Origin of the sequence: Abiotrophia defectiva ATCC 49176, from assembly GCF_037041345.1 — a bacterium.
Lineage (GTDB): Bacteria > Bacillota > Bacilli > Lactobacillales > Aerococcaceae > Abiotrophia.
Genome location: NZ_CP146287.1, coordinates 412,051 through 435,000 on the forward strand (window position 1 = coordinate 412,051; position 22,950 = coordinate 435,000).

Consider the following 22,950-nt stretch of genomic DNA (forward strand, 5'->3'; position numbering starts at 1 on the left):
GACTCCACTACCATGACCAACAGCAAGCAACGCCCCAATGTGGTGCTTATTGTCGTCGACCAGATGCGGGCCGACGCCTTAGGGATTAACCAGGGGCCTGATTTTCTCTCAACCCCAACCTTAGATATGATGGCCAGCCAAGGTTATAATTTCGTCAATGCCTATTCGCCGGTGCCCTCCTGTGTGCCGGCTCGGGCAGCTCTCTTGACTGGCTTGGACCAGGCCAATTCAGGACGGGTGGGCTACGAAGACCAAATGCCTTGGAATTTCACCCAGACCCTGCCCCAGACCTTCCGGGATGCCGGCTACCAAACCCAATGTATCGGCAAGATGCACGTCTACCCAGCCCGCAAGCGTCTGGGCTTTGACCATGTGACCCTGCACGACGGCTACCTCCATGTCGATCGCCACTATGATGGGGCTTATGGGGCTTCCTTTGAACAGTCCAGTGACTATCTCAAATTCCTCAAGGCCCAGTTGGGGCCTCAAGCCGATCTCATGGACGACGGCCTCAATTGTAATTCCTGGATGGCCCGGCCTTGGCCTTATGCAGAGGCTCTCCATCCAAGCAACTGGCTGGTGACCGAAGCTATTGAATTCCTCAAGACCAAGGATCCAACTGTGCCTTTCTTCCTCAAGTTGTCCTTTGAGAAGCCACATTCGCCTTTTAATCCGCCTCAGTATTATTTCGATATGTATTATCAACTCTTGGGCCAGGAATGGGATCGCCATCTAGGGGATTGGGAGCAGCTAGTGGATGCTGTTCCTAGCATTGATAGTAAAAAAGGGCGCCTCAAGCCCGACGATCAACGGCGCTTGCTGGCAGGCTACTATGGCTTGGTGACCCATCTGGACCATCAGATTAGTCGCTTCCTGACGGCTTTGGAAGAGTTCGGCCATGCTCAGGATACTCTCTTCTGGTTTGTCTCTGACCATGGCGACCAACTAGGGGAGCATGACCTCTTCCGCAAAGGTTATCCTTATCAAGGTAGCATCCAAATTCCTTCCTTTATCTATGATCCTGGCCATCTGATTGCCGCCTACCACCATACTATTCCGCAGCTGGTTAAGATTCAAGACATCTTCCCATCCTTGGTAGACCTGGTCTTGGGCCAGCAAGTGGCCACGGACGGTCGCAGCGTGCGCCAGCTCTTGCTTGGTCAAATTGACGGCTGGCGGACCGATATCCATGGGGAACATGTTCTAGGCCAAGATTCCAGTCAATTTGTCCTCAATGAACGTTATAAGTTAATCTGGTATCCGGTTCAGGATCGTTATCAACTCTTCGACTATGTGGCCGATCCTTATGAGCAGGTCAATCTCTATGACCAGACCGACTATGCGCCCGTAGTCTTGGAGCTGACTCAGAAGCTGGTTACCTACTTAGCCAATCGTGAAGAGGGCTTTGTTGCGGATGGACGTTTAGTGGCGCGGCCCCTGTCAGCCCTAGTGACCACCTTGGCAGCCGCCCGGCGTGGGGATGTCATGGGCTATCCCCGTCAGGAGGGCTAGTCATGGAGTGGGTCGAGTTACAAGCAGGGCACTTCCAAATGGGGGCGCCCCTAGGTCAGGGTTTTGTAGAGGACTATGAGGCCCCGGCTATTCCCATGCAAGTGGCGGCCTTCTCGGTGGCTACAACGCCTGTCACTAACCAGGAATTTGCTGAATTTGTGGCGGCCACTGGCTACCAGACCATTGCCAGTCGGACGGGAGGCTCCCTGGTTTTTGAAGCCCTCCTGTCAGAAGACCTAGAAGCCAAGGCCCCACGGGTGCCGGGCACGCCTTGGTGGCGGGTAGTGGCGGGCGCCGACTGGCTCCATCCTTTTGGACCTGAAGGCCCCCTTGCCACAGACGTCTTGGCTGACCACCCGGTGGTCCATGTCTCCTTGGCCGATGCCCTAGCTTACTGTCAGTGGGCAGGGGTGACTTTGCCCACTGAAGCCCAGTGGGAGTATGCGGCTCGGGCTGGCCGGACCACGACCTTTCCTTGGGGCCAGGAGCTAGAAGCCGATGGGTGCTATCATGCCAATACCTGGCAGGGGGACTTTCCTGGTTTTAATAGCCAGGCGGACGGCTACTTGGGCACGGCGCCGGTCAAGACCTACGCCCCTAATGACTGGGGGCTCTATCAGGTCATCGGCAATGTCTGGGAATGGTGCGTCAATCCCCGCTATCAACTTTTGCAGGATTTTAAGCAGGCCCAGCCTCTTCCAAGTCTAGCGGACTTGAAAGGGGAGTACGCCATTCGCGGCGGTTCCTTCCTCTGTCATGCCTCTTACTGCCAGCGCTATCGCCTAGGAGCCCGCAATGGGGCGGACGCCTTGGTGACGGCCAGCCATATTGGTTTCCGTTGTATCAAATAAGCTGTCACAAGACCTCTAAGTTTGAAGGGTCTTGTGGCATTTTTTGTCTTCTAAGATAAGACAGAGCAAGAATTGTTGTAATGCAAGAAATGTCTTGACAAAAAGCTAGACAGCGCCTTGTAATGCGCTTACATAAGGGGTATAATAAGCTTGTAGGAAGGAGGAACTACTATGGAACTAGGCAAGTTAGCAACAGAACAAGCCAACCCCCTGTCGCAGGCCATTGAGACCCTGTCAGTGGCCGAAATCACCCAGCGCATGAATCAAGAAGATCAAGGAGTCCCCTTAGCCGTCAGGCAATCCTTGCCAGAGATTAATGCCTTTATAGAAGCCCTGGTACCCATTATGGCTCAAGGCGGTCGCCTCTTTTATATAGGGGCAGGAACTTCAGGCCGACTAGGCCTCTTGGATGCCTCGGAATGTCCCCCAACCTTTGGCGTCGCCCCTGATCGAGTCCAAGCCCTGATGGCTGGTGGCTTAGAGGCCATGACCCAGGCCGTTGAAGGGGCGGAAGATGACCAAGCAGCAGCGGTCCAGGACTTGGCCGCCCTCGAACTATCAGCCAAAGATGCCTTAGTCGGTATCGCAGCCTCAGGCCGCACCCCCTATGTGGTGGCTGCTTTACGTTATGCTAAGGAGCAGGGCGCTTTGACGGCGGGCCTTGCTTGTGTTAAGGAGGCCGAGATTAGCCAGTGGGCAGATTATCCAATCGAAATTCCAGTGGGACCAGAAATTATTACCGGCTCTAGCCGACTTAAGGCGGGGACGGCGCAAAAGTTGGTGCTCAATATGATTTCCACCACTGCCATGATTCAATTAGGTAAGGTCTATCAAGGTTACATGGTCGATGTCCAAGCCACTAACCAGAAATTGATTGACCGCGCCCATCGTATTATTGCCGCCACAAGCGGTTTGTCCTTGGAGCAGGCAGCGACTTATTTTCAAGCAGCCCAGGGCCAGGTCAAATGCGCCATCCTGATGGCCTTAACGGGTTGTGATTTGGCGGGTGCTCAAGCCCTCTTGGCTGATAATCAAGACCACATTGCCCAGGCTATCCAGGCCAGCCAGCAGTCAGTAAATAAGCAAGATCAAATTAAGGAGGTATTACCATGAATGAATTAGCAAGTCGAATTCTATCCCTAGTGGGAGGCAAGGACAATGTCCTGGCCAATGCAACCTGTATGACGCGTCTGCGCCTGACCCTGCGCGATCTATCCCTAGTGGACCAAGAGGCCCTCAGGCAAGTGGAAGGGGTCATGGGCCTAGTCGTCCAAGACCAAGTGCAAGTCATCCTAGGACCGGGCAAGGTCAATCAAGTTGGGTCAGCCTTTGCCCAATTAACAGGCCTCAGTCTGGGCTATGAAGAGCTGGCAGCCGACCAAGTGGCTAAGGCCAACAAAGACCAGCAAAAGGCTAAGTATGACAAGCCTCTGCAACGCTTCTTGCAACGGATTGCCAATATCTTCATTCCTTTGTTGCCGGGGATTATTGCAGCCGGTATGATCAATGGGATTGCCAATGTCATCAATGTCTCCAACCAGAATGCCTGGGCCGGCGAATGGTGGTTCCAAGCCATTCGGACCATGGGGTGGGCCCTCTTCGCCTTCTTGCCAATTTATGTGGGCATGAACGCGGCCAAAGAATTCAAGGGCAGTGCCGTTCTGGGTGGCATGGCCGGGGCCCTATCCGTGGCGGTTCCAAGCATGCCTCTCTTGGCTAAGGTGGCAGATGCGCCAATTCTTCTTCCAATAACTAATAAGGCCTTCTCACCAGGGGCTGGTGGGCTCCTAGCCGCCCTCTTTATGGGGATTTTCTTCGCCTACCTAGAGCGGGCCATTCGTCGTATCATGCCCGATCTTTTGGACACCTTCTTCACGCCACTCCTAACCGTCGTAGTCGGGGTGCTGGTATCGGTCATTGTCATTCAACCGCTGGCAGCCCTAGTGACGGACGGGATTTATGCTAGCTTAGATTATTTCTATACCCAATTGGGTGCCCTCGGTGGCTTCCTCCTCTCCGTTGGCTTCTTGCCACTGGTTTCTGTGGGGCTCCACCAAGCCTTAACGCCAATTCATACCATGCTGAATAATCCGCAAGGTCCAACGGCCGGGATCAACTATCTCTTGCCAATTCTTATGATGGCAGGGGGCGGTCAGGTCGGTGCGGGTCTGGCCCTCTACCTCAAATCACGCAACAAACGCCTGAGACAATTGACTCGTGACTCCTTGCCAGTCGGCATTCTCGGGATTGGTGAACCCATGATGTATGCCGTGACCCTGCCACTAGGTAAACCATTTATTACGGCCTGCTTGGGTTCAGGTCTGGGGGGCGTTCTAGCGGTCCTCTTCCATCTAGGGGCTGTCTCCCAAGGGGTATCCGGTCTCTTCGGCTTGCTGATTATGGTGCCAGGCACGCAAATCTCCTATGTCATCGCCATGTTAGGAGCTTATCTAGGTGGCTTTGTCTTGACCTGGTTCTTCGGGGTGGATGAAGCTCGGATTGCTCAAGTCTATGGTGGCGATAAGCAATGAAAGGACAAGTAGTCGGATTTTCCTTCTATAGTAATCAGTCGCTAGACGACAATCTGTCTCGGATTGACCGTTTTAGTCAGCAAGGCCTTGGCCACGCCTTTACCAGTCTTAACCTAAGCCCTCATTATAAGCCGGTTGAGCTAGACCTAATCATGGCGGACTGCCACGAAAAAGGGGTCCAGGTCATGGCAGATATTAATGAGGCCAGCCTGGATTGTTATGGCCTGGACCGCCTGCAAGCCTGGGGCTTTGGCTCCTTGCGAGTAGATGCCGGACTGACCCCTCAGCAGATGGCCGTCCTCAGCCAGTCCAGTCACCTGGTCCTTAATGCTTCGACCCTTACGGAGACCTTGCTAGAAGCCTTAGCTCAGGCAGGGGTAGATTTGGGCCGGGTCTGGGCTGCCCATAACTATTATCCCAAGGTCTATAGCGGCCTCAGCCAGGCCTATGTCCTGGCCCAAAATCAAAGACTGCATGCCTTAGGCATTCCTTGTCTAGCCTTCGTCAGTGGCCAGGTAGCTAGGGGGCCTTACTTTGATGGCCTCTGTACAGTCGAGCAGACCCGGCAGTGGCCAAGTCAGCAGGCAGCGCTTTATCTCCTATCGCAATGTCAGGTTGACCGGGTCTACGTAGGGGATTGTGATGTCAGCCAAGATCAACTAAGACGTCTGGCCAGTCTCAATGATGGCCTGGTAGAGTTACGGGCCCAGGCTCCGCAAGCCTTGCTAGATCAAGTCTGGTCCAATCGGCCAGATGCCAGTGATTGGGTCATTCGGGCCTCGGAAACCCGCCAAGCCTTGCGCGGGCAAGAAGTGGTGGGGCAGCCTGGCCCTCGCCAGCGAGGGGACCTAGTCCTGGGCCGGGCCAACTATGGCAGCTATGCCAATGAACTGGAAATTTGCCTGACAGACTTGCCAGCGGATGACCGCCAGGCCATTGTCGGTCAAGTGGCTAGCTCAGATCTAGGCCTTCTGGACTATATTCGGGGCGACTGGTCTCGCTTTCGTTTGTCACTGAGCGAATAAAACAACCCCCATTGTTGCTAGCATAAGGCCATAATGGGGGTTGAATATTTAAGGAAAAATGACGAAGTGAAAAGGTTTGCACTATGAGAAGTTCTCTCATCGTAGCCTGAGTCACATAAAGATTCTTATTTGAAGTTTGTGTTATCACGTAAATGAAAGCGGATAAAGGCAGGAGTGCGACAATTATTACTGAACTATAATAATTGTATTAAGTTCACCCCTAAATAATGGAGTCTAGTCAAATATGATGATATACTAAAGATATCGACTGGAGAATAAGCGAAATATTTTTATGTGAAAGAAGTGATCAAATGCGTAGAGAAATACCAAAAGCAACTGTGAACCGGCTTCCTATTTACCATCGTTATTTACGATTTTTACAGAATGCCGGTAAGAAGCGGATCTCATCTACTGAACTCAGTGATGCGGTGAAAGTAGACAGTGCGACCATTCGTCGTGACTTCTCATACTTTGGCGCCTTGGGCAAACGGGGCTATGGCTATGATGTTGATTACTTATTAGACTTCTTCACCAAGACCCTGAACCAAGATCGTCTGACATCGGTTGCTCTCATCGGGGTAGGGAATCTGGGGAATGCGCTCCTCCATTATAACTTCCGCAAGAATAATAATGTGAGAATCGGGGCGGCCTTCGAAGTAGACCCTAAATTGATTGGGACCATTCAATCAGGAGTTCCTGTCTATTCCATTGATGAATTGTCAGAACAATTAGAAGCCCAAGGAATTGAAATTGCGCTCTTGACCGTACCGCAAGAAGAGGCAGCAGAAGCTGTAGAACGTTTGGTGGCAGCAGGCATCAAAGGGATTCTCAACTTCACGCCATTGCGTTTCGATGTGCCAAGTCATGTTCGTATGCAACATGTGGATTTAACCAATGAGTTGCAAACCTTGATTTATTTCATCGACAGCAACATGCATCAGCATGATGACTTTGTTGATTTCCGCAGACATTAAAATAGAGGCGACTAGGACTGGGTCCTGGTCGCCTTTGTTTTGTCTATAGCTATAAGGAGGAGCCTTCTTGGGCCAAGAGCTGAGCCGCTGGAATATCGACGGGCGCCCATTCTAAGCTCATAAGGTCTTGGGGCTGGATCCAACGGCTAGCCTGGTGCTCGACCAGGGTCAGATTGCCAGATAGGATCTTAGCCTTGTAGACTGCTAGCTGGATAGTGGCGAATTCATAGGCGTACTCTGCAGTCGTTACCCAGTCACCCACTTCAATTTCGAGGGTCAGTTCTTCCTTAATTTCCCGTGCCAGAGCTTGGGCTTCTGTCTCGCCAACTTCTAACTTACCACCGGGAAATTCCCAGAGTCCGGCTAGGCTCATTTCTTGGCCACGCTGTAGGCAGAGGACCTGGCCATCTTGGATAATGGCGGCACCTACTACACGAATGATTTTGCCTGTCTTTGTCATGTCAATCCCTCCACTTTTCTTCACTCCTATCCTAGCGCGTCCGGCCTCAATCGTCAAGATCGCTGCTTTTGTCAAAGCCAAAATAGCAAGTGTTTTTTTCTTGCTTTTTTGGCAGCTTAACTCTATAATAGTAAGAGTAATATAACCATTGACTTCATAAGGGAGTAACTAGAGCCTAGCTCGTTGGTATCAACAAATATGTAGCATCTGCTGCTGGTACTGACTGAAATAGTGAGACTTATGCTGATTCACTCGTTGGGTGGCGGCATAGGTCTTTTTTTACAAGCTGGGGCGGCCAGCATGAAGGAATGGATCAAATAGGAGGTTACTATGTCAACAAAATTATCAGCCTATAACCAAGAGGCGCAAGCCGTCATTGACAGCTTAGAAAGCCATGTTGAGACGGGCTTGACAGCTGCAGTGGCTGCGCAACGCTTGGAAGAGTTCGGTCCTAATGAACTCAAGGCCGAAGCTCATTCAACCCTCTTGCAGAAGTTTATTGAGCAATTCAAGGACTTCATGATTATCATCCTCGTGATTGCGGCGGCTGTCTCCTTCGTGGCCAGCCATGAGTGGCACGACGCGGTCATCATTCTCCTAGTGGTGGTGCTTAACGCCATTATGGGGGTAGTCCAAGAAGCCAAGGCTGAAGAAGCCATTGACGCCCTCAAGGAAATGGCTTCACCTGACGCTCGCGTTCGCCGTGATGGCAATGTCATGACCGTTAAGTCTCATGACTTGGTGCCAGGCGATATCGTCTTATTGGAAGCTGGAGATATTGTACCAGCGGATATGCGTTTGATTGAAGCCAACTCACTCAAGGTTGAAGAAGCAGCCTTGACTGGGGAATCGGTGCCAGTTGATAAGGACATCAGCGTGATTGCAGAAGAAGGTGCCGGGATTGGGGACCGCCATAACATGGTCTTCTCTAGCACCAATGTGACTTACGGTCGTGCCTTAGCCATTGTAACGGCAACCGGGATGAATACCGAAGTCGGCCATATCGCTAGCATGTTAGCCAGTGCTGAGAAAACCAAGACCCCATTGCAACGCGACCAAGACCGTTTGGGTAAGACCTTGACTATTATGATCTTAGTCATTGCGGCTGTGACCTTCATCGTTGGTTTGTTGCGTGGCCGTCAGATTCCCGACATGCTCTTAGTGTCTATCTCCTTGGCCGTGGCTGCCATCCCTGAAGGCTTGCCAGCCATTTCAACCATTATCCTCTCTATCGGGACTCAAACTATGGCAGACCGTAAGGCCTTGGTTCGGACCTTGCCTGCCGTTGAGACCTTGGGTGGGACCCAAATTATCTGTTCCGATAAGACGGGGACCTTGACCCTTAACAAGATGACCATTGAAAAAGCCTACTATGATGGGGTTCTCCACAATGCCTCTGAAGACTTAGATTTAGATTTACCGCTCTTACGTTCCATTGTTTTGGCTAACGACACGGAAGTGGACGCCGAAGGTAATTTGATTGGGGATCCAACCGAAACTGCCATGGTTAAGTTTGCCTTAGACAAGGGCTATCCTTTGGCTGAACGCTTGGCTAGCTTCCCACGGGTGGGCGAGATTCCATTTGACTCTACCCGTAAATTGATGACGACAGTCCACCCGCTAGCGGATGGTCGCTACCTGGTAGCCACCAAAGGGGCGCCAGACCAATTGCTCAAACGCTGCCTTCATAAGGACTTTGGTGGCCAAGTGACCGACTTGACCGATGTTGATCGCCAAGCCATCTTGACCGAAAATACAGGCATGGCGCGTCAGGCCTTACGTGTCTTGGCAGGGGCTTACAAGATTATTGATCAATTACCTAGCAAGTTCGAGTCTGAGGAATTAGAACATGACTTAATCTTTGCTGGTTTAGTCGGTATGATTGACCCTGAGCGTCAAGAAGCCGCGGATGCCATTGCCGTAGCCAAAGGGGCCGGCATGCGGACCGTCATGATTACCGGTGACCACGCCGAAACCGCGCAAGCCATTGCGGAACGTCTGGGTATCTTGGATCCAAACGAAGACAACCACCATCACGTCATGACCGGGGCCGAACTGGATGCCATTTCTGATCAAGAATTAGAAGCGCGTGTCCAAGACTTATCAGTCTACGCCCGCGTATCGCCTGAGCACAAGGTGCGCATTATCAAGGCTTGGCAGTCTAAAGGTAAGACCGTGTCCATGACCGGGGACGGGGTTAACGATGCGCCTTCCCTCAAGCAAGCAGATATCGGGGTCGGCATGGGGATTACCGGGACCGAAGTGTCCAAGGGTGCCTCTGACATGGTTCTAGCAGACGATAACTTTGAAACCATCGTCGTGGCGGTTGAAGAAGGGCGTAAGGTCTTCGCCAACATCCAGAAGGCTGTCCAATATCTCTTGTCAGCTAACTTGGGTGAGGTCATTACCCTCTTCGTAGCCACCTTATTAGGTTGGACTATCTTGCAACCTGTTCATATCTTATGGATTAACCTAGTAACGGACGTCTTCCCAGCCATTGCTTTGGGGATGGAAAAAGCCGAGCCAGATGTGATGAATCGTCCGCCACGGACTAAGGAGTCTAGCTTCCTATCTAACGGTATCTTGCCAAGTATCCTCTACCAAGGCGTCTTGGAAAGTGCGCTGACCCTCTTCATCTACTGGTTAGCTCGTCAATGGTACCACCAAGAAAACTTGGCTGAAACCATGGCCTTTGCGACCTTAGGTCTGATTCAACTCTTCCATGCTTTCAACGTCAAGTATGTCTTCACTTCTCTCTTCACAGGGAAAGCCTTCGATAACAAGTTCCTTAACGGCGCAGCCCTCTTGTCGGCTGTCATGTTACTAGGCGTTATCGTTGTTCCAGGCATCAACGACTTCTTCGATGTGACTGCGCCAACCCTACCACAATGGGGCTTGGTACTCGCTGTATCCTTCAGCATCATCGTGCTAGTCGAACTCATCAAGTGGGGCCTACGCACTAGTGGCCTAGCTGACAAGTTAAGCAAACAAGAAACCAAATAAGCATTAGGCCTGCCACCTCTGACTTAGTTCGGAGGTGGCTTTTTTTGTTGAAGTGCCCAGACAAAGGCGCCAAAACAGCCCGAAAGGAGGTAAAAAAAGCGCGTCACGTCGCATTGGGAACCCGCCATGACGCGTTGGGCCTCCAACACGACGTGGGTCGAGTTCCAAGGGTCCAAATCCCCCAAAAAGAGGGTAAAACGAGCGCGCCACGTCGTATTGGGAGCCCGCCATGTCGTGTTGGGCCTCCAACACGACGTGGCACGAGCCCAAAGGCACCAAAACACCCAAAAAGGGCGCAAAACGAGCACGCCATGTCGCATTGGGAGCCCGCCATGACGCGTTGGGCCTCCAACACGACGTGGCTCCCCAACTTCAGACTCCATCATACTGAGACAGGCACTGATAAACGGTGGCGTAGTCATTTTGGTAGCAGGCGTGGTGGCCTTTGTGGAGTGGGTGGAAATATTTAGCTAGTTGGCGTTGTAGGGTGCGGTCCAATTGCTTGCTTCCCATATAGTTGGAAATTGCCGAGCGACTCAGCGGCAGGTCATGATTTAACAAAGCCCACTCACAGGCGCTTCGCAAACAGGCGGCTGCTTTATCTTCCCTAAACCCACAATGTGGGCAGGAAACCTTATAACGACTACAAGTCATGCCCAGCCGCAAACAACGTGGGCAGCCAATACCGCTTAGCAGAGTTTGGCGCTCGATGGAAGTCAATTGGCGCGGTCGATAGGGGCTGGCATGTTGGAGCGGCCCCAGTAAATCCAAGACTAGCTGCTGGCGCCGACTGCAAGTCTGACCTGCCATCTGGTCTGCCAGCCCCTGAAGCCATGCCAGCGCCTGCGGCCACAGCATATATTGACCCGCAGCTAACCCCTCGACCTGCAAATGGTCCTGGCTGAAAATCAACTTGGACACTAACTGGCAGTCTAATTGCTGACTCCTAAGAAATTGCTGCAACAAGCTCTGGGCTCGGGCTATTTGCCCCAGTAAGTCGTGCTGATAAGGGCGCCCGTTGAGTCTGGAAGCAAATCCTTGATAGAGAAACTGCCCGCCATAATGCTTGATTTCCACTAGATAGAGCCCCTGGGGCACCAGCAAAAGCCCGTCGATTTGCGTGCCCTTTCCCAGGGGGATCCATAAATCAGTCAGATAAAAAGTAGACAGCCCCAAGTCTTGAATCACTTGGGCAAGCCTCGCCTCGCCCTCTAAGCCAGTCAGGAGACGCAGGTAGTCTGTCTCGTCCTCCTGGGATAAGTGGCCTCTTTGCTTGATAAGTTGATAAAATCTTGCCTCTTGATGGTACATGGCACTTCCTCCTTCTTATATAAATACCCCAAAAGCTTCCTTCTCGCACCAAATCCAGGCCTAAAAGTTTGATGAGAAGGGCTGGGTCTTTTGCTTTTAAGTCTTTTCCATTATAATAGACAGTGAATAAGTCAGGAGAAGGAGACAGGACTATGTTGAACGAGATGATGCACCGGCCAGTGGTCATGCAGAAAATAATCGACTTGATGCGGGAGGGGCAACTGCCTTTTGAAGGAGTCGTAGGTCAGTTGGAGGCCTTTGCTAATGCCAATGGGATTCCGGTGGTGCCTCACGAAACAGCCAAGTTCTTGGACTTTTTCTGTGCTACAACCCAGCCGCACCAAATCCTGGAAATCGGGACCGCCATTGGCTTTTCGGCTAGTCTTATGGCTCAACACCTAGCATCTGACGGCCACTTAACCACGATTGACCGCTACGCCCTCATGTTTGAACGCGCTAAGTCCAACTTTGAGCAGGCCGGTCTGGCGGATAAGGTGACAGTCCTAGAAGGGGATGCGGCTGATATCCTGCCTACCTTACCGGCTAATCACTATGATCTGATTTTTATGGATAGCGCCAAGGCCAAGTACCTGGAGTTCTATCCTTACTGCATGCGTCTGCTTAAGATGGGGGGTGTCCTGCTGATTGATGATGTCCTGCAAGCGGGCACCATCATGGATGCCTTAGATACACGGCCTAAGCGGGTGCGCAAGATTCATCGCAAGCTCAATGAACTCTTCCAAGCTGTCTTGACCGATCAAGACCAGCGGGCCTGCCTCTTGCCTTTAGGCGATGGTCTGCTCATGGTCCGCAAGGAAAAGGAAATAGAGGTAGAGGACTTCTTAGCCACCCAATGGGATAAGACCTGGTGCCAACAAGTGGCAGCAAAAGCCGAGTCCAAACGCCAAGCGGCGGCGCCTGCCCTTAACGAGTTCCAACAAATGGCCGCCGAACAAATAGAAGACAGCAAGGAATCTGGCCAAGAACTAGCTCAGGACATTGGTTTAATTGCCATTGATCTGGATGGCACCCTGCTGACCAACCAAAAAACCATTAGTGCTACCAACGTCGCCACTCTGGCCCGGGCGCATGAGGCCGGCATTAAGATTGTCATCTGTACCGGTCGGACCCTACCTGGGGTGGACTTCTATGTGCCGGAGCTGCCTTTCTTAAGCGAGTCGGACTTTATGATTCTGCAAAATGGGGCGCAAACCTTGTCGGCCCAAGCGCCTTTCCAATCAGTCTTCCAACGCTTCTTGACCCAAGCGGCACGGCAACGGGCGCTGGAACTAGTGGCGCCCCTTAAGGACCAGGGGGCCCAGCTGGTGGCCTTTGACCGCGATCACCTCTACTTAGTAGGGGATCCCGCACCCAATGCCTTGGTTGCCCGCGACGCCCAGTTTCTTAAAACAGACGTGACACCAATCTCCCAAGAAGACTTCCTGGCCAATAGCCAACTCAATAAGGCCATGATTCTGGCGCCGGAAGCAGTGCTAGATGCTTGGATTCCGACCATTGAGGCGACCGACTGGCAAGCTCTGTCCATGGTGCGGAGCCAGAAGGTTATCCTAGAATTTCTGCCGGTTGGTGTTTCTAAGGCCAGTGGATTAGACCAGTTGGCCCGTCACTTAGGTCTGCGTCCTGAGCAAGTCATGGCTCTAGGCGATGCGGCTAATGATGTCGAGATGTTAGATTTTGCCGGCTGTGCGGTAGCCATGGGCAATGCCTCAGACGACCTCAAAGCCAAGGCTGACTTTGTGACTTTAACCAATGAAGAAGATGGCGTTTCACATGCCATTGAGACCCTCATATTACAAAAGAAACAAAATCATATAGAATAATTAATGGAAGGGTCAAAGAAAATTCACAATTCGATGCTAAAATCTGTATTTGAATAAGAGAAAAAGTGAGGACGAGAAATCATGAAAAAAGGATTAATCATTGGCTCGACAACAGTTTTACTGTTAGCTGGTTTGGGCTATAGTGCCGGCGTAGGCTTCTACGCCCAGAAATTCCAAGCCAATACTAAATTTGGCTCCTTGGATATTTCCAACTTAACCTTAGCGGAAGCGGAGGATAAGATTGGCAAGGACCTTAACCAGAAGGAAGTGACCATTCTAGAGAACGGCAAAGAAGTAGGACGTTTTACCTTAGAACAAGCAGGTGTCCAAGTAGATGCCAACAAGGCTTTGGAATCAGCTTATAATTCACAAGACCCAACCGGTTGGGTAGGTAGTTTCTTCAACACCACCGAATATAAGAATGTCTTGCTCAATCACGTGGCTTTTAACGACGAGAACCTTAGCAAGACTCTGGATGGCTTTGGCTTGAACAACCAAAACCGGACAGCGGCTGAAGATGCTAAGATCGAGTATTCTAACGGACAAGGTTACCATGTCACCCCTGAAAAATCCGGTAACCAATTAGACGTAGCTAAGGTTAAGGAACTGATTGTTTCTCAAGTGCAATCAGGTAACACCTCGGTTGAAATCAATTCGGCCTACCAAGAGCCAAAAATCAAGAGTGATGATCCTAAGATTACCCAAGTCATGGATCAAATTAACAAGGTCGCGGATACCAAAATTACCTTGACTATCTCAGGCAAGGAAGAAGTCGTTCCTAAAGATAAAATCAATGACTGGATTCAATTCGATGAGTCTAATAACTTGGTAGTAGACCAAAGCAAGGTCCAAGACTATGTCAAGGAACTCAACACCAAATACGCGACCATCAATAAAACGCGTAAATTTGCTTCAACCTTATCTGGGGTGGTCGATGTGCAACCAGGGACCCTAGGTTGGTCCATTGACTCTGAGGCAGAGGCAGAGAAGATTGTAGCAGACCTTAACAAGGGTGGTACCATCAAGCGTGAACCAACGGTTGTTGGGACGGGTTATGCCGACAAGGAAAATGATATCGGTCCAAGCTATGTCGAAGTCGACATTGCCCACCAAATGATGTTTATTTACAAGGATGGTAAGAAGGTGCTGGAAACACCAGTCGTAACCGGTCGCCCTGGGACGACCACTATCCCCGGGGCCTACGCTTCTTGGAATAAGGAGTCTCCTTCAACCCTCAAGGGTTACAACCCACATACTCAGAAGGAATATCAACAACCGGTTGATTACTGGATTCCATTTGATGACACTGGCCAAGGGATTCACGATGCCAACTGGCAAGCTTCCTTCGGGGGCGAAGCCTACCTGTCTAATGGTTCTTTAGGCTGTATCAACACACCACCAGGTACCATGGCAGAAGTTTACCAATTAGTTGAAGTCGGGATGCCAGTTATTATCTTCTAATGATTGAACGCCTTTAATTTGGAAACCTTAAACGAGAGGCCCTACCTTTTGTTTAAGGTTTCTTTTCAAATACTTGTCTATTAGATTACAAGTCCGAGCAAGCTTTGACATAAGTAGAAAACTTGAGCGTAAGGGCTTTAATATTCCCGCAAAACCCGCTATAATAAAGGAGTGAGACCTTAAGGGGAAGGCTCACCCATTTGAACCTAGTACGTCATGAGAAAGGATGAACCATATGAAAAAGATTCTAGTCGTAGATGATGAAAAGCCAATCTCTGATATTATTTCTTTTAACTTAGAAAACGAAGGCTATGCCATTGAAAAAGCTTATGATGGTGAACAAGCATTAGAGGTATTCGAGAAGAGTCAACCAGACTTAGTGATTTTAGACCTCATGTTACCAAAGATGGACGGTTTGGAAGTTTGTCGTGAAATTCGCAAACAATCCGCTGTACCAGTTATCATGTTAACCGCCAAAGATTCAGAGATTGACAAGGTCTTAGGTTTAGAGTTAGGGGCAGATGACTATGTCACCAAGCCATTCTCTAACCGTGAACTCATTGCCCGAGTTAAGGCTAACTTGCGTCGCAATCTAGTCAAGGAACCTGAGCCACAAGAAGTCAACAAGAACGAGATTGTAGTAGGAGATTTGGTTATTCACCAAGATGCCTACATTATCTCCAAGCACGGGGAAGAAATTGAACTGACCCACCGGGAGTTCGAATTACTCCACTACCTAGCCCGCCACATTGGCCAAGTTATGACCCGGGAACATCTCCTTGAGACTGTTTGGGACTATGATTACTTCGGGGATGTGCGGACGGTCGACGTGACTATCCGTCGTCTGCGGGAGAAAATTGAAGATATTCCAAGCCACCCAACTTATATTGTGACTCGTCGTGGGGTCGGCTACCTCTTGAAGAATCCAGATCAAGAATAGGAAGTTCTAGCATATGAAGCGAATCAGACGATTATTTCAATCGATCCATTTTAAAATTCCGATTCAAATCATTATTATTCTGCTGATTGCTTTCCAATTCGTGGGGGTCTACTTCGTTAACCAATACGAGAGCCGTACGCTCAAGAACTACCAGGATCAAATCGATACCCAGGTAGAGTTCTTGGTTAACAATGTGACGCCAATCTTAGAAGAACGCTTGAGTGAGACGGATGAACGCGCCCGTCTGACTCAGGTTATTGATACCTTCTCAAATAGTAATTTGACCCGTATCCAAATCATCAATACCAAGGATGGGATTATCGCGTCAAATAACGCCTTGGACCAGTCAGAAGCACTGGCCAAGACCAATGATAATAATGTGAGGGAAGCGTTGGTTAGCCAACGCTCTTCTAAGTTTTCAGAGTATGATGTCAATAACAAGCGTCATACCTACACCACGATTAAGCCTATCTTGAGTCAGTCGAATAATACGGTGGTAGGGGCTGTCCGGGTGACGGCCAATATGAACCGGGTCTATGAACAGACCCAGAGTGTCATGAGTGTCTTCATCCAGTCGGCTGTCATTGCCATTGTGGGGAGCTTTATCTTAGCCTTAGTGCTCTCACAAGGCTTAACCTTGCCCATTGAAAACATGCGCCAACAAGCCCTGCGGATTTCGGAGGGGATTTATAACTACCCGGCCAAGATTTTTGGTAATGACGAGTTGGGTGAACTAGCCAAGACCCTTAATGAATTATCGGTTAAGGTTAAGGACTCCCAAGAATTGATTGAATCCGAACGTCAACGTTTGGACGGGATTCTTCGTTATATGACCGACGGGGTGATTGCGACCGACCGGCGTGGTAATGTCCTACTGGTCAATGAGCGCGCCCTACAACTCTTGGGTATCGACCAACAATCCGCCATCGGGATTTCCATAATTCGCCTCTTGCGGCTCAAGGATCAATATACCTTGACCGACTTGCTAGGGGATGACCGGGAAATCCTCATGGATTGGGTAGACCATGGGGAGTATTCCATCCTCAAGGGGGAATTCTCCGTTATTCGCCGTGAGACTGGCTTCGTTACCGGGGTTGTCTGTGTCTTAACAGACGTCACCGAACAAGAGAAGACCGAGCAAGAACGGCGGGACTTTGTATCCAACGTCTCCCACGAATTGCGGACGCCTTTGACTTCCATTAAGTCCTATACCGAAGCCCTGCGCGAAGGGGCATGGCAGGACCAGGTCATTGCACCGCAGTTCCTCAATGTTATTCAGTTGGAGACCGACCGTATGATGCGGATGATTGGTAATCTGCTGGATCTATCCAAGATTCATGAAGGTCAATATAAACTCAACCTAGAATACATTGACTTTAAGCGCATGGTCAGTCATATTCTGGACCGTTTTGAATTTATGTTGGAACAGAATCCTGACCAGAAGAAATTCAAGCTTAAGCGGGATTTCACCTCACGGGAAATCTACCTGGAAATTGACCAGGACCGCGTGACCCAAGTGATTGATAATATCTTAAACAATGCCATCAAGTATTCTCCTGATGGGGGTGTCATCATCGTGAAGATTGAAGACTCCCATTCCCATGTCCACTTGTCCATTAAGGACCAGGGGCTAGGGATTCCGCAGAAGGATATCCCACATCTCTTCCAACGCTTCTACCGTGTTGATAAGGCACGGTCACGTGAGCAGGGGGGGACTGGGCTTGGTCTGGCTATTTCCAAGGAAATCATTGAACTGCATGGTGGGAAAATCTGGGCGACCAGTGTGGAAGGCAAGGGTTCGACCTTTGGCTTTGATCTCCCTTATCTGCAAATGGACTTTGACGATGAAGGGTGGGATGATTGATGATTCGCCGTCTCTTTATTCCTATTACCTTAATTCTGGCTGTCCTAACCAGCGGGGTCCTTTCTTGGTTGCTTCTAACCAACCCTGATTTTCTCTATGGTGCTAATTCGCAAACGCCACAACAAACCGTTCGTAATGAGCAAGTGGATAGTCTCAATCGGCAAGTAGCCGGCATGAAGTTAACCGATGTGCTAGCTCCCGTAGCCCTAGATGCCTATGAAGCAGGCGGTTACTGGGAGGCTAGTGCCAGTCATCTGGACCAGGTGACGGCAGCCTTAGCTCAGACACCGAGTGAACTAGGGGGCGACTTTGATGTGGTAGAGTCCTCAACGACTTTTGCTAACATGTCGACCAGTCCTCGTTTGATTCTGCGTTTTGCTGACCGTTTGCCAGTCTCCTTGTGGGGACAATGGTTCAAGTCTAAGGACGGCCCGCCACTCGATTTTGAAGCTGACCAAATCTGGCTCTTGAAAGAGGAGCCCCAAGCTCTCTACTTAGTCAATCAGGTCGATGAGACCTATGTGCGGGTGCCCCTCAATGGCTGGGACTTTGCTAGCCTCTATCAGAGCCTGATTCAAGACTTGAGTACTTGGACCGCCATGTCCCAAGTGCCTTTGGCCAAGGGCAAGGCATTGATTCGGACGGAAGCCTTTAGTCTGCCAAGTCAGGTCTATACCCTTAAGAAAGAATCGGAAGCCAATCTGATTGGTCTCTTCTTCGGTTCGGACAACTACTCCATTACCGATAGCGGTGAGAGTGGGGAGAAAAAATACAAGACCTTGGACTTGGAACTCGATGTCAACTCCGATAGTCACGTCTACACTGCGCGGAGCGAAGCCGTTCAGAACCGCAGTTCGGTCCATCGCGACCAGATTATCATGGATTCATTTGCCGAAATGAAGAAATACGGAGTCTGGACCCAAGGCCTGCGTTTGACCACCAATAATAGTACTAACACGCTCTATTACCAGCGCTATCTAGACGGCTATCCGCTCATGTCGGATGCCTCGCCTTATTACTTAGGCCTACAATTTAATTTGTCGCCCAAGGTGACACGCTTTTCCGGCTCCTTCCTGAGCCTGCGTTCGCATATTGACGACAAGAGTAAAGCAACCGACCTAGATGCAGCAAGTAGCTTGGTTTCCCAACTGCATGAACAAGGTATGGTGACGACTGATTTAGACCAGATTTTTGTGGCCTATGAATGGCAGGCCAATATGGAGAACTTCCAGCTGGTGACCTTTATTCCTAAGTACTATGTCGAATACAAGGGGCGCTATATCTCCTTGGAACGCCTTAATCGCGGTGAGTTACGACATGGCCAGGAATCTGCTAGTTCGGATGAGGGGACCAGCCCACAAGGTGTAAATACCCTAGATGAAGGGGGCCAAGAATAATGGATTTTAAACGAACCCAGATTTTACTCTTAATCTTCTTCATCTTCTTCGATGCCTATCTGGCCTTTACCCTGATTACCAAGCAGCAGGTCAGACAAACAAATAGTGGGCAGGTCGCCAATGTCAGCATTGAGACCCAGCTCAAAAACCGTAACATTAAAATCAACCAGACCCTATCAAATGAAAGCTATCAGCTGCCCGTTGTTAAGACGGAAACTAGCCAAGTCCTCGACAAGGAGCGTGGCACCCTTCAAGGTCAGACCGCCCGTTATAATAATGGCGTCTTACAATCGACCTTTGATCAGCCACTGGATTTGGGTCTCGGACTTGATCGCGATAGCAAGACCTTGACCCAGGAGCAGGTAGAAGACATTCGCCGTAATTTCTTGGATCGGCCTGAATACTTTGTTCGGGGGGCAGAATATACGGTTTGGTCCTTCAGTCCAGAATCTCGTACCCTAACCTTCTACATGGTGGCTTATGATGGCTACCCTGTCTTGGACGGGAGTTCTGAGTTGCGACTGAGTTTCAATGCGGATTTCCAATTGCGGGAATACACCCAGACCTATCAGAGTGATTTTAAGGTCTTGGACCAACCCATTGCACTGATTAGTGTCAAGGATGCCCTCAAACTTCTGGAGACCCGGGTCGATACCTATATTCCGGATGGCTCGACTATCCAACAAATTAGCCTAGGTTACTATCGTACGGTTAATTTGCAGGACTTCGATGTCTATACGCCTGTTTGGGAGATTACCTATAGTCAAGATGAAGCAAGTACACGTACCGTCCTGGTCGACGCGGTGGAACACCAAGTAGTGACCAAGCCTAATACCAACGTCACAAGCCCATAAAGGAGGAAAATAAGATGAAGCGACGCTCATTCTTTTGGTTAGCATTAATGGCCCTAGTGCTCGCGCTTGCGGGACCTATTAGTCAGATACGTGCTGCCGAAGTATCTTATAAGATTACCAATCAAGATGTCACTGCCGAGATTACGGCTGAAGGGAATGTTAAATTTACCCAGAAATGGGTCTTTGACGCCAGTTTCATGAATGGTGCCCTCCTCAAGGTGGATACAGGTGGCTTTGAATTAGGTGCCTACAAAATCGGTGTCGAAAATGGCAACAAGCTAGAGGAGTTCACTGAGGATAAGTTGGACTCCAAGCAGCCTAAGACCTTCCACATCCAATCCAACCGTAACATCAGAACTTTCAAGGCTTACTACCCTGTTAGCAATAAGAAGGTAACCTTTGTGGCCGAGTATACCCTCAATCACATCGTGACCAACTATGCCGATACAGCGGAATTCAACCGTAAGCTAATTGGGGAAGGTGTTGACTTCAAAACCGACGTTACTGCCAAGGTCATTCTGCCACCAGGCCAAATTACCGATAAGGATAGTTTCAAAGCCTGGGCCCACGGTGGGACCGGAAGCGGGACAGTAGAACTGGGCCAAGAAAATGGGCGCTCTGTCGTGATTCTTAAGTCTAATGGAACACCAGCCAATCGCTTTGTCGAAGTGCATACCATTTTCCCAACGTCCTTGACGCCACATAACACCAATGTCGTCAATCAGAATATGAAGACAGAAATTGAATCTAAGGAAGCTGCCCAAGCTGAGGCAGACCGCAAGGCCTATGAAAGCCAGAAGTATACCACTAGCGCGGTCCAGTGGGGCGCTATGATTCTCATGTCCTTGCTTCCCTTTCACCTCTGGCGTAAATACTTTAAGTTACGTCGCCAGTTGAATCCTAATCCGGTTCAATTGCCAATTCACAACTACAACTTGCCCTCACATACGGCGCCAGCAGTGGTCACTTCCGCTGTTTTCCGGTCTAGTGGGGAACCTAATCCCGATGACTTCTCAGCAACAGTTGCTGACTTAGCCCGTAAGGGGTATTTGGAGCTAGAGGAAGAACGTCGCGAAAATCGCGGCATCTTCAGCAATAGTTCCATGACCGCGCGTGTCACCAAGCTGACAGACGAGGTAGCCGACTATCCGCTTCAAGGTCACGAACGGGCAGTCTTGACCTTCCTCTTCCCAGATGATGAAACCAGTGTCACCTTAGAAGACTTGGAAAAACGCATGAAGAAGAACCGGCATTTTGCCAAGAAGCGCTTGGCAGCCTACGAAAACTTCCAAAGCCGTGCTAGCATCGCCGGATCACAATTAGTGGAATCGGCTCGAGACAAGAATAATAGCCTACGTTTCCAAGCTATTGGGGCCATTATCCTTAATGTCATCTTAGGTGGGGCAGCCCTCTTTGCAGGCTATATGGCCACCAATCATCCCTTCCTACAACAAGTAGGTTGGATTGCACTGGGCCTAGCCCTCTTGGAAATCGTCCTGAATGTGATCTTTATGATTACCGTGTCAGTCCGACCACTCCGGACGGCAGAGGAAGACCAACTCTATCAAGAGTGGCATGGCTTTGCCAAGATGCTAGAAGATGTGGGGCAAATGAATATGCGAGACATTGCTTCCCTAGCTCTTTGGGAAGAATATCTAGTTTATGCCATTGCCTTTGGGATAGCGGATAAGGTCTTGGATGCCCTCAAGGTTCAATTCACACAAGCAGAATTGGTAGAAGGTATGACCTACTATCCAATGTACTATAATACAGGCCTCTACAGTCATGTGCTCAGCCAATCCATCTCATCTAACGTGAGCTCGGCTTCCGCTTATAGCCAAGACCACTCATACTCCGGTAGTAACTCCGGTGGTTTCGGTGGTGGCTTCAGTGGTGGCTCCTCCGGTGGTTCCGGTGGTGGTGGCGGCGCAAGTGGCTTCTAATAAATCGAAGACTGGGACTTTGTCCCGGTCTTTTTCTTGATTTTGTAACTTATGAAAATTTCTTAGCATTTGGGCTTGACTCTGACTAAGCGGCGTGATATATTAATGTTCGTCTGAAAATGACAGACCAACTATCCGAAAAAATATTTGAGAAAGTCGAAAAAAAGTGTTGACTTCTCCAATGCAGGGTGGTATGATATAAAAGTTGTCACGTAGTGACGACGAGCACATTGAAAACTAAACAAAGACACACCAAGAATGTGAGGGTCATCGAGGAAACTTGATGAACAACCAACAATTCGGCAGCAGACAAGCTGGGTAAAAAACAAGCTAGTAAAGAAATGAGTCAAGTAGACTTATGAAATTTTTCATGAGAGTTTGATCCTGGCTCAGGACGAACGCTGGCGGCGTGCCTAATACATGCAAGTCGAACGAACCGCGACTGAGTGCTTGCACTTGGTCAAGGTGAGTGGCGAACGGGTGAGTAACACGTGGGTAACCTACCTCATAGTGGGGGATAACAGTCGGAAACGACTGCTAATACCGCATAGGACATGGGATCACATGATTCTGTGAGGAAAGGTGGCGCAAGCTATCGCTAAGAGATGGACCCGCGGTGCATTAGCTAGTTGGTAGGGTAACGGCCTACCAAGGCAATGATGCATAGCCGACCTGAGAGGGTGATCGGCCACATTGGGACTGAGACACGGCCCAAACTCCTACGGGAGGCAGCAGTAGGGAATCTTCCGCAATGGACGCAAGTCTGACGGAGCAACGCCGCGTGAGTGAAGAAGGTCTTCGGATCGTAAAGCTCTGTTGTTAGAGAAGAACAGCGCATAGAGTAACTGTTATGCGTGTGACGGTATCTAACCAGAAAGCCACGGCTAACTACGTGCCAGCAGCCGCGGTAATACGTAGGTGGCGAGCGTTGTCCGGATTTATTGGGCGTAAAGGGAGTGTAGGCGGTCTTTTAAGTCTGATGT

At 50.0% G+C, this 22,950-nt stretch carries 16 protein-coding genes and 1 rRNA gene (1 of these 17 only partly in view); 15 read left to right on the top strand and 2 right to left on the bottom strand.

All coding sequences use genetic code 11. From position 1 onward, the window contains the following. Positions 1–12: 12 nt before the first annotated feature. From V7R82_RS02010 to V7R82_RS02035, 6 genes are all read left to right on the top strand, one after another. Positions 13–1,512 carry an arylsulfatase gene (locus V7R82_RS02010; protein ID WP_338543119.1) on the top strand — a complete coding sequence of 500 codons (1,500 nt, stop codon included), beginning with the start codon at positions 13–15 and terminating at the stop codon, positions 1,510–1,512. Between the two features lie 2 nt (positions 1,513–1,514). Further along, positions 1,515–2,363 carry a formylglycine-generating enzyme family protein gene (locus V7R82_RS02015; RefSeq protein WP_311466266.1) on the top strand — a complete coding sequence of 283 codons (849 nt, stop codon included), beginning with the start codon at positions 1,515–1,517 and terminating at the stop codon, positions 2,361–2,363. Between the two features lie 171 nt (positions 2,364–2,534). Continuing rightward, positions 2,535–3,476 (top strand): N-acetylmuramic acid 6-phosphate etherase, encoded by a 942-nt coding sequence (gene murQ / locus V7R82_RS02020; protein ID WP_311468579.1) that lies wholly within the window; start codon positions 2,535–2,537, stop codon positions 3,474–3,476. Continuing rightward, positions 3,473–4,894, top strand: a complete 1,422-nt coding sequence (locus tag V7R82_RS02025) for a PTS transporter subunit EIIC (RefSeq protein WP_338543121.1) — start codon at positions 3,473–3,475, stop codon at positions 4,892–4,894. Before murQ ends, V7R82_RS02025 begins: the two co-directional genes overlap by 4 nt. After that, positions 4,891–5,919, top strand: a complete 1,029-nt coding sequence (locus tag V7R82_RS02030; RefSeq protein WP_338543122.1) for a MupG family TIM beta-alpha barrel fold protein — start codon at positions 4,891–4,893, stop codon at positions 5,917–5,919. The genes V7R82_RS02025 and V7R82_RS02030 overlap by 4 nt, the downstream gene beginning before the upstream one ends. 311 nt (positions 5,920–6,230) lie before the next feature. Continuing rightward, the gene (locus tag V7R82_RS02035; RefSeq protein WP_070756831.1) at positions 6,231–6,893 is read left to right on the top strand and encodes a redox-sensing transcriptional repressor Rex; all 663 of its coding nucleotides are present in this window, start codon (positions 6,231–6,233) and stop codon (positions 6,891–6,893) included. 49 nt (positions 6,894–6,942) lie between these two features. Here V7R82_RS02035 and V7R82_RS02040 read toward each other — a convergent pair whose 3' ends face one another. Beyond that, positions 6,943–7,353: a (deoxy)nucleoside triphosphate pyrophosphohydrolase gene (locus tag V7R82_RS02040; protein ID WP_338543123.1), complete on the bottom strand. Its 411-nt coding sequence runs from the start codon at positions 7,351–7,353 to the stop codon at positions 6,943–6,945. A 330-nt stretch (positions 7,354–7,683) separates the two neighbouring features. Between V7R82_RS02040 and V7R82_RS02045 the strand changes: the two genes are divergently transcribed. After that, positions 7,684–10,356 (top strand): cation-translocating P-type ATPase, encoded by a 2,673-nt coding sequence (locus tag V7R82_RS02045; protein ID WP_338543124.1) that lies wholly within the window; start codon positions 7,684–7,686, stop codon positions 10,354–10,356. Between the two features lie 372 nt (positions 10,357–10,728). On the opposite strand, the gene V7R82_RS02050 is transcribed toward V7R82_RS02045, so the two are convergent. Then, a complete protein-coding gene (locus V7R82_RS02050) occupies positions 10,729–11,667 on the bottom strand; it encodes a nuclease-related domain-containing protein (protein WP_338543125.1) in 939 nt (312 codons plus the stop codon). 152 nt (positions 11,668–11,819) lie between these two features. Between V7R82_RS02050 and V7R82_RS02055 the strand changes: the two genes are divergently transcribed. The 8 genes from V7R82_RS02055 to V7R82_RS02090 all read left to right on the top strand — a co-directional run. Then, positions 11,820–13,508 carry a Cof-type HAD-IIB family hydrolase gene (locus V7R82_RS02055; protein ID WP_338543126.1) on the top strand — a complete coding sequence of 563 codons (1,689 nt, stop codon included), beginning with the start codon at positions 11,820–11,822 and terminating at the stop codon, positions 13,506–13,508. An 81-nt stretch (positions 13,509–13,589) separates the two neighbouring features. Then, entirely contained in the window at positions 13,590–14,969 is a 1,380-nt protein-coding gene (locus V7R82_RS02060; RefSeq protein WP_070756841.1) for a L,D-transpeptidase family protein, read from the top strand. A 235-nt stretch (positions 14,970–15,204) separates the two neighbouring features. Beyond that, a complete protein-coding gene (yycF, locus tag V7R82_RS02065; protein ID WP_070756843.1) occupies positions 15,205–15,909 on the top strand; it encodes a response regulator YycF in 705 nt (234 codons plus the stop codon). Between the two features lie 13 nt (positions 15,910–15,922). After that, positions 15,923–17,773 carry a cell wall metabolism sensor histidine kinase WalK gene (gene walK / locus V7R82_RS02070; RefSeq protein ID WP_338543127.1) on the top strand — a complete coding sequence of 617 codons (1,851 nt, stop codon included), beginning with the start codon at positions 15,923–15,925 and terminating at the stop codon, positions 17,771–17,773. Next, positions 17,773–19,170 (top strand): two-component system activity regulator YycH, encoded by a 1,398-nt coding sequence (yycH, locus tag V7R82_RS02075; RefSeq protein WP_338543128.1) that lies wholly within the window; start codon positions 17,773–17,775, stop codon positions 19,168–19,170. Before walK ends, yycH begins: the two co-directional genes overlap by 1 nt. Further along, positions 19,170–20,024 (top strand): two-component system regulatory protein YycI, encoded by an 855-nt coding sequence (yycI, locus tag V7R82_RS02080; protein ID WP_306487111.1) that lies wholly within the window; start codon positions 19,170–19,172, stop codon positions 20,022–20,024. The genes yycH and yycI overlap by 1 nt, the downstream gene beginning before the upstream one ends. A 14-nt stretch (positions 20,025–20,038) precedes the next feature. Further along, positions 20,039–21,967 carry a DUF2207 domain-containing protein gene (locus V7R82_RS02085; protein WP_311468715.1) on the top strand — a complete coding sequence of 643 codons (1,929 nt, stop codon included), beginning with the start codon at positions 20,039–20,041 and terminating at the stop codon, positions 21,965–21,967. A gap of 366 nt (positions 21,968–22,333) precedes the next feature. Beyond that, a 16S ribosomal RNA gene (locus V7R82_RS02090) occupies positions 22,334–22,950 on the top strand; it runs 938 nt beyond the window's last position.